Raw genomic sequence first — 15,258 nt, forward strand, 5'->3', positions numbered from 1 at the left:
AAAGGAAGCTGATCTTTTTTGTCCGAACAGCGTTCGGATTAATTTTACAATCTACCATAAGCAAAGATTCGTTAAAAAGGAAAGAAAGAGTTTCTAACATACACTTTCTATCCTTGAATAATAAATACAAGAAAGAGTGGTATAGGCAAAACAAATATTGGAAATTAGGTTATAAGCCAGCTATTTATCTAACTAATAAAAATAAAATTAGAAGACTTAAATTGTGGCTTCGTTTGGAAAATCAAAAAGAAAAAAGGGGACATAGTCAAAATGCAGTTTACGATAGTACCACTAAAAAGTAGTAACAAGAAAGCATACAAAAAAGAATTCGCTAATTGGTCGGAAGTTGAAACATACATTGAGCATATATTCAATTTTGAGGAGAGTGAGTCCTGTGACTAACCTAAGAGAATTGCGTGAGAAACATTGCTTAACACAGCAAATGCTAGCAAACAGGTTAGATGTTGCTAAGGCAACTATTGGAGCGTATGAACGAGGTATTAATTTTCCTGGTAGAGAAATGCTAATAAAGTTGGCGGATTATTTCAAAGTTAGTATCGATGAACTGATAGGCAGGGAGATATAAAAATGAGTGAAAGTGCAGGAATGGCATTAAATAGGCTTATCAATCAGCATAAATTCCCAGAAGTTGTACTGACTGATATTTTGGGAAGACTGCAAAGCAATGCTCTAGGCAACACCGATGAACAATCGAAGGAAGCCTATATTTGGTAGCAGGTTAGATATTTAGAAAATTGGTTGGGATTGAAGGGTGAAAGTTAGCGTATGAAAACTAGAGAACGACTTATTGATATAGCTGTTGATAATTGGTCTGATATGAAGATGGATTTGCTAATGAACATTTTAGAAACTCCAACAGAAGAACAGTTGAAATGTGAGTATTGTCATCCATATTTAAGGGATCAGCTTATAAATCACATGGAAATGTCTGGAGTTTTAGGGAAAGAAATACGACTTAATGATGGTATAGCTGATTCTTTATTAATTAACACTAAAACCAATGAAATTATGGATGACGATTACGAACTTGGGGATGAAACGGCTAAAATAAATTTTTGCCCAATGTGTGGAAGAAAGTTTGGGGATGAATAATCGTGATAAAAAAATTTGCTAATAGAAAAACTGCAAAGCTTGTTGATAAAAACGGAGAAGTACTAAAAAAATACGATACATTCATTTATCAAGAAGGCACATATATTATCGTTTCTCAGCGTGGATATTCAGTGACAGTAGAGGGATTAAAGCCAAAAGAGACATGGGGTAAACGTATATTCGATGATGTTACGTTAAGGACAATGTGTGTAAAAACAGAACAAGAACGCAGACCAAAGGGTGAGCGACCATGGATGGATTAAAAGAGTTAAATTATTTTTTAGATTTTTTCAAAAGGCAGGATCCAGAAACACAAGCAAAACTGATTAAACAACTAGAGGGGGAAAACAAGAATGACGGTTCTAAATCACAAAAAGTACAGGATAACTGATCATGGTTTTGAAAGATTGAGAGAACGTTTTGGCGTACATCGAAATAAAGCTTATGGTTGGCTTGATTGGGTACTGTACAACGCGGACTATGAAAGTACAAGTCCCAATGGTGCAGAAATTTGCAAATACCATGAAATTGTAGTGGTGTTAAATCCATTAAGCCACACATTGGTTACGGCGTATCAAGATGAAACTGCAGATAGAGCATGTGAAGTTCTCGCACAATACTTTCCGTTTCAAGCGAATGAAATAAAAAGCATAATAACGTACTCAACGGCATTAGGCCCAGATTGGAAAAATGATTGGTCAGTACTTACTGCAGCTGGTAAAGAGCGTGAAATGGTGGAAACAACAAAGAAAATCAATAAAATACTTAGCAACAAAGATAAAGGCGTAAAAGGTCTCAGTTATAGTTGGGCTGAAATTGCTCATGAAGCTGCTAAAAAAAGTATTACGGATAACGCACCACAAAAGAAAAATGATAGATAAGTTGTGAGGTGTAGACTATTGGCTAAGGAAGGAATATTCACTTTATATCGTGGGGATGAATTCATTGACGTGGGAACACTTACAGAAATGGCGAAAAGAAACAACATAAGAAGAAAAACATTAAGTAACATGAGACTACCTGGTTACCGAGAAAGACATAAAAATTACGAAAATAGACTTTGTTGCTATAAAGTTGACGAAATAGACCCAGTTTCTGAAAAGTAGGGTTTACAATAACACTGTTGTTAATTCAGCAGTGCTTTTTTGTGGCGTAGCATGATCTGCGACAGGGTGACATAAGTTGCCAATACATAGATTGGTGGATCAAAGCGTGTGGCACGTGCGAATTTGATTTAAAGTGTTGGACGGACCAACATGAAGTTGAGACTGGCAACCTCGCTCAACTGTGTTACATAGTAAACAATGAAAACTATTTAAGGAGGATGATAAGATGAACTTTGGAAAAGCAATTGAGGCTCTAAAGCAAGGATACAAAGTTGCTCGCAAAGGTTGGAATGGTAAAAATCAATACATACAATATATTCCAAGCAAAATATTGAACAAACAGCTGAAACATGACGAAAAGTACACATTTTCTGATGTGTTGGCAATCAAAACGTCAAATGATGTTATTCAAGTAGGCTGGCTTGCAACACAAACCGATATGCTTGCTCAAGACTGGGAAATACTGCCCGCAATGGCTATAAACTAAGTGGTGGAGATGGCGGAAAAATCCGCTTAATTTTGGGCTTGTTTGGTTTCGACAAGTTGAATTTGGTTAGATTAGCGTGTAGTATGGCAAGACTTAATCTTCCGATAATTTTAATTGCAAACAAACAAAATGCATTAGTTGCTGCCTAGTTTATAACTGACTAGCAACATTTACCCCATATCTTAAAGAGTGTAAAAGATATGGTACAAAAAACACCCTTGTGAGTAAACCTGTAACTCATGTAAAAAAATCACGGTCGAGAGCAACTAATGTTCTTTGCTTATTCTCTGGTTGTTCTTAGTAGAAGTAATAAGATACACACGTAGAATATTTAATACTTGTTCAGTTTGGACGTGGGTTCAATTCCCACCAAGTCCATAGTGTTATCGCTAATCACTGAAAGCGTAGTGTTTAAACACCGGGTAGCTCCGTTATCGGTAGGACGGTTATCGAGACCGTCTATACATATAACGACAGCTTAACGGCTGCCGTTTTTTTGCGTTTAAGGAGGAATAACATGGTTGACTATGAACGGATGATTGAAAACGTTAAGAAGGTTAAGGAAGGCCAAAATATTTTGCATCCGGAAGATGATTTTATAAAGGCAATGCATAAGATAATGAGAATAAACCGCACTTCAGCGAATATTGGGGCTCATATAGTAATGATTTTATTTAAAACAGGAGTACTTACTAACAAGAACATTCCAAAAGAATATAAGAGATTTTGATTATGAAGAACGATAAAAGGTACGGATTAATTTCATGTGGTCGTGATGCTTGGCAGTACAGACATGTAGATCAAGAAAGGAGAAAAGAAATGATGAAAGAAAAACATTTGAAGTTAAAGCAAGTAGCTATGACAGAAGCCGAAAAAGCAAAGGTTATTAATGCCATTAAGAAACTTGACATGGAAAAAGATGCTAAGTATGTAGCCTCTAAAGCAATTATTAATGCACCTACTTTGACAATCGGCATCCCTGAATAAAGATGAGAGTGATTGTAAATTGATAATACTAGACGAAGAACACGCAGAACGATTAATGAAGATCGATAGTTACGTTACAGCAACACATAGAATAATGAATGCGTTGAATATTAGTGGCTATGAAGCCTCTAATTTGCTCTATGACAGATTGATTAATCATAGGCTTAAAAATATGACTGCTGCTCAAGTCATGAAACAGATTGAAGAAAAAAACAATAGTTTGAAATGGCTCATTACTTATAGTGGCAAGGATGTTAAACGAAATGAATTACAAGACAAAAAGCGACAAGAGAAAGTCCGAGAAGAGCTAAAAAAGTATGATACAGGAATTATTCAATTAACATACTCAAATAACACTTTAAGGCCCAAAGACAGAGAGAAAATTATTGCTTTGTTACCAAAGATTTTTAGAAACCATAAAACTGCAGAATGGTGCGCATATTTGCTTAAATATGGAGAACTAGAAACTAGACATCATTATAAGCAAACACATCGACAAGTACAGTTGAAACTAAATGACTTAGAAAAGCAATGCAACAGACACCGAGAGAGAATGATCAACATTGTTTTGTCTAAACGGGAGAAAGAAATCATAGCAGAAGAAGATGTACTAAAAGAATTTACGCAACTACTAGAAAGTGAAAGTTACACAGATGAACAAATGCAAGACTTGATCAATGAGGAATACGCCTATATCGAAGATTTAATGGGCACAGTCTATATGAAGAATCCAAAAATGTTATTAGATTCTTTTATGGATGCTGTAAATACTGACAAGTACATTTTTTGCAATGTTATATACGGTCGGATAAAGGAACTGGAAAGGAAAATGATCGAGGGATGAGAGTACATTTTTGTTCACACAATGGTTGTAATGAAGTAATTCCAATTGACAGTAGGTATTGTCAAAAGCACATATCTGAATATAAGCCTTATAAGAGAGTAACTGATACACAGAGAAAAGGATTGCAGAGGGCTTACAACTTGATTGAACGTGATCAGAAAGCTAACAGTTTCTATCATGATAAAAAGTGGACAGTTACCAGACAAACGGTAGTAGTTCGAGACATGCACGCTGATGCGATTACAGGAAACGTTATACCAGATAATCAGTTGCAAGTAGATCACATTGTTCCAAGAAGATTATGTAAGGATCCATATGATTTAAACAATCTATGGTGCTTATCAAGAATTAATCACACACGCAAGAATAAGATTGAAGCACATATGTCAGATAGTGCGTTGAAGCATGTTGGTCGTAAGTGGTGGATCAAAGTGTTGAAGGAGAGGTTTAAATAGAATGAGGTTATTGAATTTTCTAACAGTAGTGTTATTGGCATTAAAGATTACAGGTGTGATTACTTGCTCATGGTGGTTAGTATTTCTGCCAAGCATTATCTATGTAAGTGTGTATGCTGCTATGTGGGTAACAGGCATAATCATTGTAACAATTGCCAAGGTCATTGGTAAGAGAAAGAGAAAGTAAGGGATGAACAAGTGAAGATAGAGTCTCGAAAGATAGCTGTAGGATTAAATAAAATTGTACAAATAGATAGTAAACAAATAATTTTTATACGTGTGATTCCAGGAAAAATATTATATTCCACAGATCGAAAAATATATATCGAGCTTACGCGTACAACAGCACTCTCAATGTTAAATAAAATGCATGACCCAGAGAGCGATGAAATGTATAACACAAAATATAATAATTAGGGAGTGAGCAGATGGATATAAAAAGTATTCATAAGCCAATATCTGAAAGAGCCCAAGCTAAAAATCCATTTAGTAGTGTAAATAATAAGAAATGTGACCTTGAAGTCATAAAAGTAAGCAGACTTGCTGACGATCATTTTAAGTTGTTTCTTGATAAGAGTTTGACTCTTGGCGAGCTGGAGCTATATACATCAAGACTTGCTTACTATCTAGCGAAGAGATGGACGAATTTAGAGGGCAAACCAATTGATGAATCAGTTAATGCCGTATCACTTGCTATGCTTGAGCATATGAAGGAATGGAATGAAGGGGATGAATGAGAATGATGCCAGAAGGATTTGAACCACAAGAATTCGTATTTACTATAGAAGGAGACAAAGCAATGAATCTGGAGAAACAAAAAGCACTTTACAAATTATCTAAATACTATCCATACCTATCTGTTAAAGTAATTGAATACTTGTTAGATACAGCTAACGATAATGGAAGACAAGACTTAGATCATTTACGTGATACAAAGGGAAAATAAATGGTTGAAAAGGTTCGGTTCAGAAGTATGTACAACGCACAAAGGAATCCTGAACATGCTAACGAGGACTTGGAATATTATAAGAAATACCAAGAACTATCTGTGCAAGAATCGTTTGAACATATACATTATAAATTTAAAGATATATTTGATAAAAACTCTAACACAAATTGCGTTAATAATAGTGGGAAGATAAATCAAAAACAGAATAATTGATAAAAAATCGCTATAAACGTTGATACCCCGGGCCCTTTTGAAAAATAAAAAAGAGCGTACACATTCCAGCTCGCTTAGGACCGAGCAACAAATAAAACTTTTTTACACCCCAGGGGGGTAAAAATAATATAAACCATAATAATTAAACTACAGAAAGGCTTTGAGGCCTTTCTTTTTTTGCACTCAATGCCAAAACTGTACATGTTAAAAATTTATGAATGCTGATAAATAAACAATTGAGAAAGGAGGGGGTAGATGTTGGCAAAACGGCCGAAATTATCGCTTGCAAAAGATGATAGAAAGTATGTTAGAGAGCGTACTGAAAAACTAGTTAAGGGCACCAAGGATATGCAGCCAATGCAAGTAACGCCACCTAAACATTTAAATGGGGTTGCTAGATATGCTTGGACTCAGATTGTTGATCAATTAAATAGTAAGGGATGGCTTAAAGAAACTGATAAGTCAGTATTGGAATTATTGTGTGTACAGTTGCAAGTATATCGTGATGCTTATGAGCATATTTTTGTAGGTAAGCCTAATAAAGATGGGGAACGAAAACCGGAAGGAACACAAACAGCTATTTATGGTGTAGTTCAAGACTCAAGCGGAAAAATAATAGCCCGTCCTTTTATAGGTTATAAAGCTAATCCAGCCGTATCTAACCTTGATAAGGCATCCAAAATGATTAAAAGTTTGTCAGAAACTTTAGGATTAACACCGCAAGCTAGAGCAACTTTGCTATCACTAGCAAAACCTGACAAACAGCATGAAAGTTTAGGAGATTTATTGAATAGGAAGAGTGAGTTTTGATGGACAAGATAGATCTAACCAAAAAAGGTGTGACAGTAGAAAAGGTTTATAAGGAGCAACGGGACAAAGGTACCTACAATGAAATATTTAAGAAGTATAAGGATCCGGCCACTAAATATTCTTTTTATGTGTTGGAAGGTAAAGAAATAGCCGGAGAAATGACTAAACTAGACTGTTTCAGACACCTAAATGATTTGGCTAGAGCAGAGGAAAATATTGATGATTTTCCTTATTACTATGACCTGGACAAATGTAGAAACATTTTGAATTTTGCTGCTATATGTCCGGATGTGAATATGGGTAAGCCGTTGCCTTTAATGTTGTGGCAACAATCATTTTTATGTAAGTGTGTAGGATGGAGAAATAAAGAAGACAATTATAAGCGATATTCCAGGGTAATTTTATCTGTAGCACGTACAAATGGGAAAACCTACTTAGCTAACATCTTAACTTCATACAGTTTTCTTGTGGAAGCAGATGAATATAGTAATCAAGATATGGGATATATCGCACCAGTTTCTGCCCAAACGGACAAGGGGTTTAGGTACCTAAGGACCACATTTAATTACCTAAAGAATATTCCAGCGATTGGCCAGATTTTTCAGGATAAGAAAATACGTGTTGTTGATGATAAGATAGCCTCTTCAAAAAATGAGAACAAGTTGCTTAAACTTTCCCAAGAAGGCGGCCAATTTGATAGTTACCATTTTCTGTTTTGTGTTGTCGATGAAGTGGGGGATGATAAACATCTTGGCGTGATTAAGACTAATTCAGGCAAGATCACATCTGGTCAAGTACAAACACCTAATCATCAAACATTAAACACTTCAACAGCATATCCTGATAGTAATTCAATACTTTATTCAGATGAAAAAATGCTTAAGGAAACTATGCAGAGGGATTATGAAAGATTGCTAGATGATTACTTATGTGTAGTTTATGAACAAGATTCAACAGATGAAACGAGTAATCCTAAAACTTGGATAAAGAGCAATCCTGTCTTAAGCCTTTCAGGGAAAGAAAGTATGCTGACCAGTCTTATTTCAGAAAGAGATACATTTACAAGCCAAGGTAAGATACAGGAATTTCAAAATAAAAATCTCAATCTTTGGTTGGCAACTAAGCAAAACAGTTACCTAGATTTAGATGATATAGAAAAAGCAGTAGTTAAAGAACCACCTATCAGCATTAAAGGCAGAAAAGTATACATTGGTTGGGATCTAGCTCATTTTTCAGATGATATTGCTATTGTTTTTGTTTTTCCATATACAGACAACAAAAGGATTAATAAATTTTATATCTATGAGCACTCGTGGGTACCATTGGCTAGGGCTCAAAACAATATCACAATCAAAGAACGAATGGACGGTATCGACTATAGGAAAGCTGAGAGTTTAGGGTTTGCCACCATAGCTGATAATCCGTATGGATACATTGATGAAAACATGCCTTATGAATGGATGATGGAGTTTATCCAGGACAATCAATTAGACGTACAATATTTCAATTATGATGCTTACCAGTCTGAGCCAATCGTTTTAAAAATTGATCAACAAACTGAAATAGCAACTATGCCAATTAGACAAGGTACTCGGACTTTAAACAGTCCTACTACTTATTTCAGAAAAATGATGGACATGAATAGAATTACTTACCTCGATGATCCCATGCTGATAGCTTGTCTTAAGAATGCTTTATTATTTTCGGATAACAATGGTGTAAAAATTGATAAAGATAAAGCTACGGCTAAAATTGATTGTTCTGATGCAATTATTGATGCTTTTGAAACTGCGAGACTCCACTTTGAAGATGTCGATGCGGTTAAAGAAAAAGAGAGTAATAAGCCATTCGCTGGTTGGAGCGAAGAAAAGGTACATGATTATTTTCAAAATTATAGTTTTTAAAGTCTGACAACTTTAACGCTAATAATGATGATTAATAGTTGAGAGGTTAAAAATATGAATAAATTAAAAAAAGTTGGAGTACAGTTGATTGCTAATATTCCCTTTATCTTGGTATTGGCTGGCATTGCAAGCATTGTGTATGCTTGCTTTTTATTTACTGAGATTTTAGGGTGGGCAATTCTTGGGATAGCACTAATTATGGTGGCTTATATGCTGTCTCCCACAATTAAAGGTGGTGGTGATTAGTGGCAATTATTGATCCATTCTCAGCATTTAAAAAACGTGAAAGATGGATAAGTCCACAACAAGGGAGCACCGTATCAGTATATAAAGGCAAATTGATCACGAGTAATTATGTCAATGCTTCTGAGGCGTTAAAAAACTCGGACATTTTTGCGGTGATATATAAAATTGCGTCTAGCATCGCTGCTGTGGATTTTAATGCGCCGATACCTTATGACAAAATGATTAATCACCCTTCTAATTTAATTAGTAAATTTAGTTATTGGCAAGCAGTTGTGAGTCAGTTACTTCTAGCTGGGAATGCTTATGTAGTAATTACTGAGAGGGATGATCACAATATACCAATTAAGTTAGAGTATGCTTCACCATCTCAGACTAGCATTATTTTATCTGATGATAGTCAAAATTTAACCTATCAGATTACATGGAATGATGACAGAGGACAAAAAAAATACGCAGCTAGTGATGTTTTGCATTTTCGTTTAATGAGTCCTTACGGGCAATCAGAGGGAAATTATTTGATAGGAATGTCGCCTCTTTACTCATTACAAAAAGATGTTGCAATGCAAGAACAAAGCAAACACTTAGCACTTAACACTCTTGTAAATGCAATTAATCCAAGTTTTACAATCACATTGCCAAATGTGCAAGTGTCAAAAGAGGATAAAGACAAGGTAAGAGATAGTTTTCAAGAAGCTAATAGTGGTGAAAATGCAGGTAAAACAATTGTATTAGACCAGTCAGCAGAATTAAAGGTACTTTCAGTTGATAGCGATGTAGCTAATTTCCTTAATAATTACGATTTTAGCCAGTCACAAATTGCAAAGGCCTTCTTAATTCCTAATTCAGTGTTGGATGATAGAAAAGGAGATCAACAAAGTAACATTGCTGATATTGGTGATTTTTATGTTAATAGTCTTTCACCTTATATCAACGCAATGAAGAGTGAATTTGAATTAAAGCTAGGCATCGATATCAAGGTAGATATCACAAATGCAACTGATTTAACTAACAATAAGTTTATTAGCCAACTAGCAACATTTGCGACAGGGCGAACGCCAGCTATACCAGCCGAATTAGCACAAAAAATATTAGCAAGTAAGGGTATTTTTGGATTAAAAGCAAAAGATATTACTACAGTTACAGATACTAAAGGTGGTGAGACAAAAGGTGGAAACACAGGAAATTGACACAAGAACTCTTTTAACAGACACATTAGAGGTAAAACGAGATAAGTCTAGCGGAAAAATGCAGATTCAGGGATATGCCCTTAAATTTAATGTACCTAGTAATTCTTTACCATTTATTGAATATATTAAGCCAAGCGCCTTAGATGGTGTCGATTTTTCACATTGTTTACTACTTTATGCACACAATACTGACAACATTCTTGCAAGAGAAGATTCGGGAACGTTACAGACCGTTGTGGATGATGTTGGGTTGCTTTTTACAGCTACTTTACCAGATACGACGATAGCCAATGATGTGTATAAAAATATTGAAGCTGGAAATTTAAAAGGCTGCTCGTTTTCCATGAAAATTGCCAAGAACGGCGATAGTATGACTAGGAATATTGATGGAACAATTATCCATAATATCACTAAAATAGATAGAATTTCGGAAATCACTATCACAAGCATTCCAGCATATAATTCTAGTTCAGTCGAGGTCAAAAGAAGTTTGAATAAGATCAAAAAAGAAGGGGTGCAAAAAATAGAAATGGAAGAAAATGAAGAATTTAAAACAGCCGTTGCTAATTTTATGTCGGCATTTGGTAGTAATTTTCAAGAAAGGTCTATGGCAGGTACAGATACAAAGAAAGAGAAAAAAATGGCAGACCCTTTCAAAGTTGGCGAAACTGTTATCCTCAAGGCTGATCATATGCCTGGGATGCAAGGTGCGATGGCTAAGATTGATGCAGTTAACAATGGAGCATATGAAGTTGATTACTGGCCCACAGATGGTTCGGAAGAGGTGAAAGATCATAAGTGGGTAACTGCTGATGAAATGGAAACAACAGATAAGCCATATCCAAGCGCTGTGAAAACTCAAAAGCGTGACGATGAAGATGATTCTGGAAATGATGATGGTGGATCGGATGATTCAGGGTCAGATGAAGAAGATCGTGAAGATAATTCAAGTGATGAAACTTCACCAGAAAATAAAAAAGATAATGAAACCCAAAATGAAGATTCGGAGAAAAGAGACAGTTCATCGGGTGATGATACTGAAGCACCGGAGGACGGTCAGTCAAACTCTGACACAGTAGGCGCTAATAACAATGACAACGAAGGTGAAGGAGACGAAAACAAAGAAATGACAAGAGAATTAGGACAATCCAACAAAAATGAAGAAGTGACGCGTGACTTTCATGACATGCTGGTAGCTGGCGAAGTAAAACGTGATGTCACAGGCGGTGTGGGTCTTCAAACAGGAGCTACATTAATTCCAGATACAATTCTGCCGGCTGAGAAGGAAACTCATCAATTTCCAAGACTAGCAGATTTGATTCGCACGATCACAGTTAAGACTACGACAGGTAAATTGCCAGTGTTCCAAGAACAAACAGGAACTTTGAGTGAACATGCAGAGTTTAGTGCTACTTCTAAAAGCACCCCTTCAGATGTCAAACCTATAAATTGGGATTTGGGCACGTATACAGGGGCCTTTGCTTACAGTCAAGAACTTATTCAAGATTCAGACTATAATTGGGAAAGCGAATTGGGATCAGAGTTAAGAGATCTGCAGAATAATACAGATGATGGATTAATTGTTAAGGCACTCGTAAAAGATGTAACACCAGTCAAAACCAAGGACTTGGTGTCAGCAATTAAAACAGCGCTAAATGTAAATTTGAAGCCAATTGATTCGGCAAACGCATCTATTATTCTTTCTCAAGCAGCATTCAACATGCTGGATCAGATGAAAGATAACGAAGGTCGCTCGTTGATCCAGCCAGATTTAACTAAAGCTTCTAATTATGCTCTTTTAGGAAAATCTTTAGTAGTCATTGATGATGTACTGTTTCCAAATGCTAAGGCCGGAGATGTAAATGCGATTGTAGCTCCTCTTAAAAAAGCCGTTATTAAATTCATGCAGTCTCAGATTCAAGGGAAATTCCAAGATAATTATGAAAATTGGTACTCAATCTTAGGCTTATTTTATCGTTGTGATGTTGAACAAGCACGTAAAGATCTTGTTACATTGATTCAGCAAGATACAACTGCTGATACACCTACAGATGGCGAATAAAAAAATGTAACCGTTTAATCCAATGCTGATAGACGTGTTTTAAGAACAAGTTCATGAAATAAGATAACTAATCGCCTATGGAAATAAACAATTGTGCTATATAGTGCGGCGGTTATTGAGAAAGGACGAAAGAGTTGGTAAATGAATTGATGAAAGAGCTAGGTCTTGATGAGACACCCGATAATGAAGCATTAATTAGTTCTTTGGTTGCAGATGCGCAGTTAATTACTTTAGATAGTATTTCAAGTACAGCAACTCAAGACGATTACAAAAATAACAATTTATTTAACAGGGCAGTTAAGACCTTAGCTACTCAGCTCTTTTACGATAGAACTCTTTCTGAAGGCACTTCATTGGGCTATCAAATGATAGTAACTCATTTACAAATGGGGGTGTTATCTAGTGCGGACACAAACGCAACCTCGAATGAAAACATATAAGCCTTATCAGATGATCAAAAAGTGTTCTCTGGGGAAAATAGAAGATGTTAGGAATCAGTATACAGGAGTTACTAAACCAGTTTTTTCTACTGTACGTGATGTTCACTATGCTCAGGTTAAAAGGAGTCTCACTCAAAAGTACTTAATCAGTCTTGGAAGTTCATTGAATGACACAATAATGATTGCAATACAACACCAAGATATGACGGATATTAAGCTTGTGAAGATGAATGAAGTTGTGTATGACATCGAGGATAACTCTATTGATGATTCGAACGTTTATATAAAATATGACATCTTGACGCTCCAAGAGAATACTAAAGTGGGTGGATCCAATGGCTGAAGAACCAGATTTAACGGATGCTCTTAATATGTGGTTAGATGATATTAAAAAATATGGTGAATTTTCAATAGAGGAGTTATCAAAGCTTTCAGATGCAGGTGCAGATGCTTATAAGAAAAATTTAGAGGATGTTACTAATCGTAAACACAGAAGTAAGCACGACGACAAGGTGTACGGACATATGGCCGATAATATTTATAAACAAAACAAGAATATTGATGGTACTAAGGATGGCACCGCAGCCGTTGGGTTTGACGCTTATCATGCTAGAAATGCAAATATTCTTAACTCGGGTTCTAAGTATATTCAAGGCGATAATTTTATTACGAACACCCAAGAAAATTCAAAGGATGATGTACTGAAAGCTGAGTATAAAGAATACCAGAAATTGATGAAACAAAAGGGTGTTGATAATGAGTAGTTTAGACGAAGCCAAGAACCTGATCGATACCTTGGTGGAAATTCAGAAATCTTATACTCGCAATATTCCTAAGAGTATAAAATCCAATACAGATACCACCATAGCTTTGGTTAAGGCTGTCAGAACTGACCCAGGAGTTGCTGGTAATGAGGACTACTACTCTGAAAGCAGAGAAGTACAGGTACAGATATTTTATGCGGATAACATAGAATATGACCCAGAAATATTGGAAAGTAAAATATTAAAACTTTATACATCAGATAATTGGACTCTGGTCGAAAATTCAGGTATTCAAACTGATCCTGATACTTTTCAACTTTATGAGTCTTTTTATGTGCGGTTAACAAAATATTTGAATTAAAAAATGGAGGTAATAATAAATGGCTTTAGTTGGATTAGTAGACAGTTTTCTAACCTTAAATGATGCAGATACAAACGCCTTAATTACAGGTGATAACGGATTATCAACCACAGGTGTTCTTGAAATTGGCGATAAGTACTTCGGTACGAGTGAAGCGAAGATCTCAAACTTTGAGGGTAGTTTACAAACCCTGTCGGGGAACGATAAGGGGCAATTTTCGTATCAACAACCTTCACAACCAGGAGTAGCTTACACGGTTAATAACCTTGATTTTGAGATTAAACAAAAGCTGTTAGGTTATAAAAAAGATGGCTTAGGTTGGATTAAATCAGATGTTAAACCAGTTGTAGGATTGGTAGTTGTAACACGTTCATTAGATAAGCAACACAAAATTTATTACGCCTTCCCTAAGGGTAATATGACATTAACTTCACTAGCACTGAAGAGTGATACACCAACATCAACAACACCTATCACAGATGCTCTTACCTTCACTTCACTCTCAGCTGATTCAATCGGTGGGCGAAACGTTAAGACGTACATTGATGGTGATACGACATTCACAGAAGATGCAATGTTCAAGGAACTATTCCCAGACTACGAGGCAGCTTCTACGGGCACCACAACACCTAGTAACGGCTAATAGTACAACAATTTACTATCCTAAAAATGTAAACGATTAATCTGTTCACAGAGACGAGCAACCGAGTAATGTCGGGGATATGAGACGATACAGTGGAGAGAGGAAATATTAATAAAAATGGAGATTTATTTAAAAGAATTCAACAAGAAATTTGTTGTTAAAGCTTCAAATAAAGTAATGAAAAAGACCTATAAAGTACAGCTGAAAATGGCTAAGGCGGATGATATTGCAGATGTAGCACCACAGGAACAAATTGAGCGCTCATTAGAAATGACTGAATCTGTTGAGGAATATCTTAAAGATGTACTTAAGCTAAATGACAAAGAATATGAAAAATTAGAAGATCTGGAATTTGAACCAACTATTGATCTTACTAATCACGTTGCTTTAAGGGTTATGGGCCTGTCTGAAACAGATATTGAGGATGCTAATAGAAAAAAAAAGTAAACAGATCTAAAACTAGTCCAGGAGAAAGGGTTAAAGAGTACCAGAACAGCATAAATAACATGAATTTGGCTGAAAAACAAGCACTCACGGAATTACACATTCTACCATCCGACTATGGAGAACAAGATTTTTATGAAATGCAAGAGGTTCTATCTGCTTCAGAAGAAAACAAAATGGTGGACCCAATGGAGTTAGCAGAAAAACTTAATAAATAAGGGAATTAAAAAAGGTGATCACCTA

General features: G+C 35.7%; 27 protein-coding genes and 1 other RNA gene. All 28 read left to right on the top strand.

From position 1 onward, the window contains the following. On the top strand, positions 1–302 hold a 302-nt coding region (locus FD20_RS13830; protein ID WP_235807756.1), incomplete at its 5' end, for a hypothetical protein. 92 nt (positions 303–394) lie between these two features. After that, positions 395–586 carry a helix-turn-helix domain-containing protein gene (locus tag FD20_RS09710; protein WP_057738112.1) on the top strand — a complete coding sequence of 64 codons (192 nt, stop codon included), beginning with the start codon at positions 395–397 and terminating at the stop codon, positions 584–586. Positions 587–588: 2 nt separating this feature from the next. After that, positions 589–735 (top strand): DUF6877 family protein, encoded by a 147-nt coding sequence (locus FD20_RS13335; RefSeq protein ID WP_157060895.1) that lies wholly within the window; start codon positions 589–591, stop codon positions 733–735. Between the two features lie 51 nt (positions 736–786). Further along, entirely contained in the window at positions 787–1,113 is a 327-nt protein-coding gene (locus FD20_RS09715) for a hypothetical protein (RefSeq protein ID WP_057738114.1), read from the top strand. Positions 1,114–1,115: 2 nt separating this feature from the next. Then, the gene (locus FD20_RS09720; protein ID WP_057738116.1) at positions 1,116–1,376 is read left to right on the top strand and encodes a hypothetical protein; all 261 of its coding nucleotides are present in this window, start codon (positions 1,116–1,118) and stop codon (positions 1,374–1,376) included. Continuing rightward, a complete protein-coding gene (locus tag FD20_RS13340; protein WP_157060896.1) occupies positions 1,364–1,504 on the top strand; it encodes a hypothetical protein in 141 nt (46 codons plus the stop codon). Before FD20_RS09720 ends, FD20_RS13340 begins: the two co-directional genes overlap by 13 nt. After that, positions 1,467–1,994 (top strand): hypothetical protein, encoded by a 528-nt coding sequence (locus FD20_RS09725; RefSeq protein WP_057738118.1) that lies wholly within the window; start codon positions 1,467–1,469, stop codon positions 1,992–1,994. The genes FD20_RS13340 and FD20_RS09725 overlap by 38 nt, the downstream gene beginning before the upstream one ends. 451 nt (positions 1,995–2,445) lie before the next feature. Next, on the top strand, positions 2,446–2,706 hold the full coding sequence (locus tag FD20_RS09735; protein WP_057738122.1) for a DUF2829 domain-containing protein: 261 nt from the start codon (positions 2,446–2,448) through the stop codon (positions 2,704–2,706). A 34-nt stretch (positions 2,707–2,740) separates the two neighbouring features. After that, positions 2,741–3,087: a transfer-messenger RNA gene (gene ssrA, locus FD20_RS12985) on the top strand. 136 nt (positions 3,088–3,223) lie between these two features. Next, on the top strand, positions 3,224–3,436 hold the full coding sequence (locus FD20_RS09740; RefSeq protein ID WP_057738124.1) for a hypothetical protein: 213 nt from the start codon (positions 3,224–3,226) through the stop codon (positions 3,434–3,436). A gap of 2 nt (positions 3,437–3,438) precedes the next feature. Further along, positions 3,439–3,693, top strand: a complete 255-nt coding sequence (locus FD20_RS09745; RefSeq protein WP_057738126.1) for a hypothetical protein — start codon at positions 3,439–3,441, stop codon at positions 3,691–3,693. Positions 3,694–3,712: 19 nt separating this feature from the next. Next, the gene (locus FD20_RS09750) at positions 3,713–4,537 is read left to right on the top strand and encodes a hypothetical protein (protein ID WP_057738127.1); all 825 of its coding nucleotides are present in this window, start codon (positions 3,713–3,715) and stop codon (positions 4,535–4,537) included. 140 nt (positions 4,538–4,677) lie between these two features. Continuing rightward, positions 4,678–4,992 carry an HNH endonuclease gene (locus FD20_RS09755; protein ID WP_157060897.1) on the top strand — a complete coding sequence of 105 codons (315 nt, stop codon included), beginning with the start codon at positions 4,678–4,680 and terminating at the stop codon, positions 4,990–4,992. A 1-nt stretch (position 4,993) separates the two neighbouring features. Then, a complete protein-coding gene (locus tag FD20_RS09760; protein WP_057738130.1) occupies positions 4,994–5,179 on the top strand; it encodes a hypothetical protein in 186 nt (61 codons plus the stop codon). Positions 5,180–5,420: 241 nt separating this feature from the next. Continuing rightward, on the top strand, positions 5,421–5,729 hold the full coding sequence (locus tag FD20_RS09770) for a hypothetical protein (RefSeq protein ID WP_057738134.1): 309 nt from the start codon (positions 5,421–5,423) through the stop codon (positions 5,727–5,729). A gap of 62 nt (positions 5,730–5,791) precedes the next feature. Next, positions 5,792–5,938 (top strand): hypothetical protein, encoded by a 147-nt coding sequence (locus tag FD20_RS09775; RefSeq protein ID WP_157060898.1) that lies wholly within the window; start codon positions 5,792–5,794, stop codon positions 5,936–5,938. Between the two features lie 471 nt (positions 5,939–6,409). Beyond that, on the top strand, positions 6,410–6,964 hold the full coding sequence (locus tag FD20_RS09785) for a phage terminase small subunit P27 family (RefSeq protein ID WP_057738139.1): 555 nt from the start codon (positions 6,410–6,412) through the stop codon (positions 6,962–6,964). Next, the gene (locus FD20_RS09790) at positions 6,964–8,868 is read left to right on the top strand and encodes a terminase TerL endonuclease subunit (protein WP_057738141.1); all 1,905 of its coding nucleotides are present in this window, start codon (positions 6,964–6,966) and stop codon (positions 8,866–8,868) included. Before FD20_RS09785 ends, FD20_RS09790 begins: the two co-directional genes overlap by 1 nt. A 54-nt stretch (positions 8,869–8,922) precedes the next feature. Then, a complete protein-coding gene (locus FD20_RS09795) occupies positions 8,923–9,114 on the top strand; it encodes a hypothetical protein (RefSeq protein WP_057738143.1) in 192 nt (63 codons plus the stop codon). Beyond that, positions 9,114–10,301, top strand: a complete 1,188-nt coding sequence (locus tag FD20_RS09800; protein ID WP_057738145.1) for a phage portal protein — start codon at positions 9,114–9,116, stop codon at positions 10,299–10,301. Before FD20_RS09795 ends, FD20_RS09800 begins: the two co-directional genes overlap by 1 nt. Next, positions 10,282–12,363 (top strand): phage major capsid protein, encoded by a 2,082-nt coding sequence (locus FD20_RS12990; protein WP_083489110.1) that lies wholly within the window; start codon positions 10,282–10,284, stop codon positions 12,361–12,363. Before FD20_RS09800 ends, FD20_RS12990 begins: the two co-directional genes overlap by 20 nt. A 134-nt stretch (positions 12,364–12,497) precedes the next feature. Further along, a complete protein-coding gene (locus FD20_RS09810) occupies positions 12,498–12,803 on the top strand; it encodes a head-tail connector protein (RefSeq protein ID WP_057738147.1) in 306 nt (101 codons plus the stop codon). Next, positions 12,766–13,146 (top strand): phage head closure protein, encoded by a 381-nt coding sequence (locus FD20_RS09815; RefSeq protein ID WP_157060899.1) that lies wholly within the window; start codon positions 12,766–12,768, stop codon positions 13,144–13,146. Before FD20_RS09810 ends, FD20_RS09815 begins: the two co-directional genes overlap by 38 nt. Further along, positions 13,139–13,567, top strand: coding sequence for an HK97-gp10 family putative phage morphogenesis protein (locus FD20_RS09820; protein WP_057738151.1), 429 nt, complete (start codon positions 13,139–13,141; stop codon positions 13,565–13,567). Before FD20_RS09815 ends, FD20_RS09820 begins: the two co-directional genes overlap by 8 nt. After that, positions 13,560–13,928, top strand: coding sequence for a DUF806 family protein (locus FD20_RS09825; RefSeq protein WP_057738155.1), 369 nt, complete (start codon positions 13,560–13,562; stop codon positions 13,926–13,928). The genes FD20_RS09820 and FD20_RS09825 overlap by 8 nt, the downstream gene beginning before the upstream one ends. 19 nt (positions 13,929–13,947) lie before the next feature. Further along, entirely contained in the window at positions 13,948–14,571 is a 624-nt protein-coding gene (locus tag FD20_RS09830; RefSeq protein ID WP_057738158.1) for a phage tail protein, read from the top strand. A gap of 117 nt (positions 14,572–14,688) precedes the next feature. Beyond that, the gene (locus FD20_RS09835; RefSeq protein ID WP_057738160.1) at positions 14,689–15,018 is read left to right on the top strand and encodes a phage tail tube assembly chaperone; all 330 of its coding nucleotides are present in this window, start codon (positions 14,689–14,691) and stop codon (positions 15,016–15,018) included. Positions 15,019–15,077: 59 nt separating this feature from the next. Beyond that, the gene (locus tag FD20_RS13345; protein WP_157060900.1) at positions 15,078–15,233 is read left to right on the top strand and encodes a hypothetical protein; all 156 of its coding nucleotides are present in this window, start codon (positions 15,078–15,080) and stop codon (positions 15,231–15,233) included. The last annotated feature ends 25 nt before the right edge of the window (positions 15,234–15,258 follow it).

Origin of the sequence: Liquorilactobacillus uvarum DSM 19971 (assembly GCF_001434935.1) — a bacterium.
GTDB lineage: Bacteria > Bacillota > Bacilli > Lactobacillales > Lactobacillaceae > Liquorilactobacillus > Liquorilactobacillus uvarum.

Excerpts from the sequence above, each read along its gene's own strand:
- FD20_RS09775 (WP_157060898.1), top strand. The coding sequence starts at position 5,792 with ATGAATCTGGAGAAACAAAAAGCACTTTACAAATTATCTAAATACTAT.
- FD20_RS09785 (WP_057738139.1), top strand. The coding sequence starts at position 6,410 with ATGTTGGCAAAACGGCCGAAATTATCGCTTGCAAAAGATGATAGAAAG.
- FD20_RS13335 (WP_157060895.1), top strand. The coding sequence starts at position 589 with ATGAGTGAAAGTGCAGGAATGGCATTAAATAGGCTTATCAATCAGCAT.
- FD20_RS09715 (WP_057738114.1), top strand. The coding sequence starts at position 787 with ATGAAAACTAGAGAACGACTTATTGATATAGCTGTTGATAATTGGTCT.
- FD20_RS09770 (WP_057738134.1), top strand. The coding sequence starts at position 5,421 with ATGGATATAAAAAGTATTCATAAGCCAATATCTGAAAGAGCCCAAGCT.
- FD20_RS09760 (WP_057738130.1), top strand. The coding sequence starts at position 4,994 with ATGAGGTTATTGAATTTTCTAACAGTAGTGTTATTGGCATTAAAGATT.
- FD20_RS09745 (WP_057738126.1), top strand. The coding sequence starts at position 3,439 with ATGAAGAACGATAAAAGGTACGGATTAATTTCATGTGGTCGTGATGCT.
- FD20_RS09725 (WP_057738118.1), top strand. The coding sequence starts at position 1,467 with ATGACGGTTCTAAATCACAAAAAGTACAGGATAACTGATCATGGTTTT.
- FD20_RS09820 (WP_057738151.1), top strand. The coding sequence starts at position 13,139 with ATGGCTGAAGAACCAGATTTAACGGATGCTCTTAATATGTGGTTAGAT.
- FD20_RS09790 (WP_057738141.1), top strand. The coding sequence starts at position 6,964 with ATGGACAAGATAGATCTAACCAAAAAAGGTGTGACAGTAGAAAAGGTT.
- FD20_RS09740 (WP_057738124.1), top strand. The coding sequence starts at position 3,224 with ATGGTTGACTATGAACGGATGATTGAAAACGTTAAGAAGGTTAAGGAA.
- FD20_RS13340 (WP_157060896.1), top strand. The coding sequence starts at position 1,364 with ATGGATGGATTAAAAGAGTTAAATTATTTTTTAGATTTTTTCAAAAGG.
- FD20_RS09830 (WP_057738158.1), top strand. The coding sequence starts at position 13,948 with ATGGCTTTAGTTGGATTAGTAGACAGTTTTCTAACCTTAAATGATGCA.
- FD20_RS09825 (WP_057738155.1), top strand. The coding sequence starts at position 13,560 with ATGAGTAGTTTAGACGAAGCCAAGAACCTGATCGATACCTTGGTGGAA.
- FD20_RS09735 (WP_057738122.1), top strand. The coding sequence starts at position 2,446 with ATGAACTTTGGAAAAGCAATTGAGGCTCTAAAGCAAGGATACAAAGTT.
- FD20_RS09835 (WP_057738160.1), top strand. The coding sequence starts at position 14,689 with ATGGAGATTTATTTAAAAGAATTCAACAAGAAATTTGTTGTTAAAGCT.
- FD20_RS09795 (WP_057738143.1), top strand. The coding sequence starts at position 8,923 with ATGAATAAATTAAAAAAAGTTGGAGTACAGTTGATTGCTAATATTCCC.
- FD20_RS13345 (WP_157060900.1), top strand. The coding sequence starts at position 15,078 with ATGAATTTGGCTGAAAAACAAGCACTCACGGAATTACACATTCTACCA.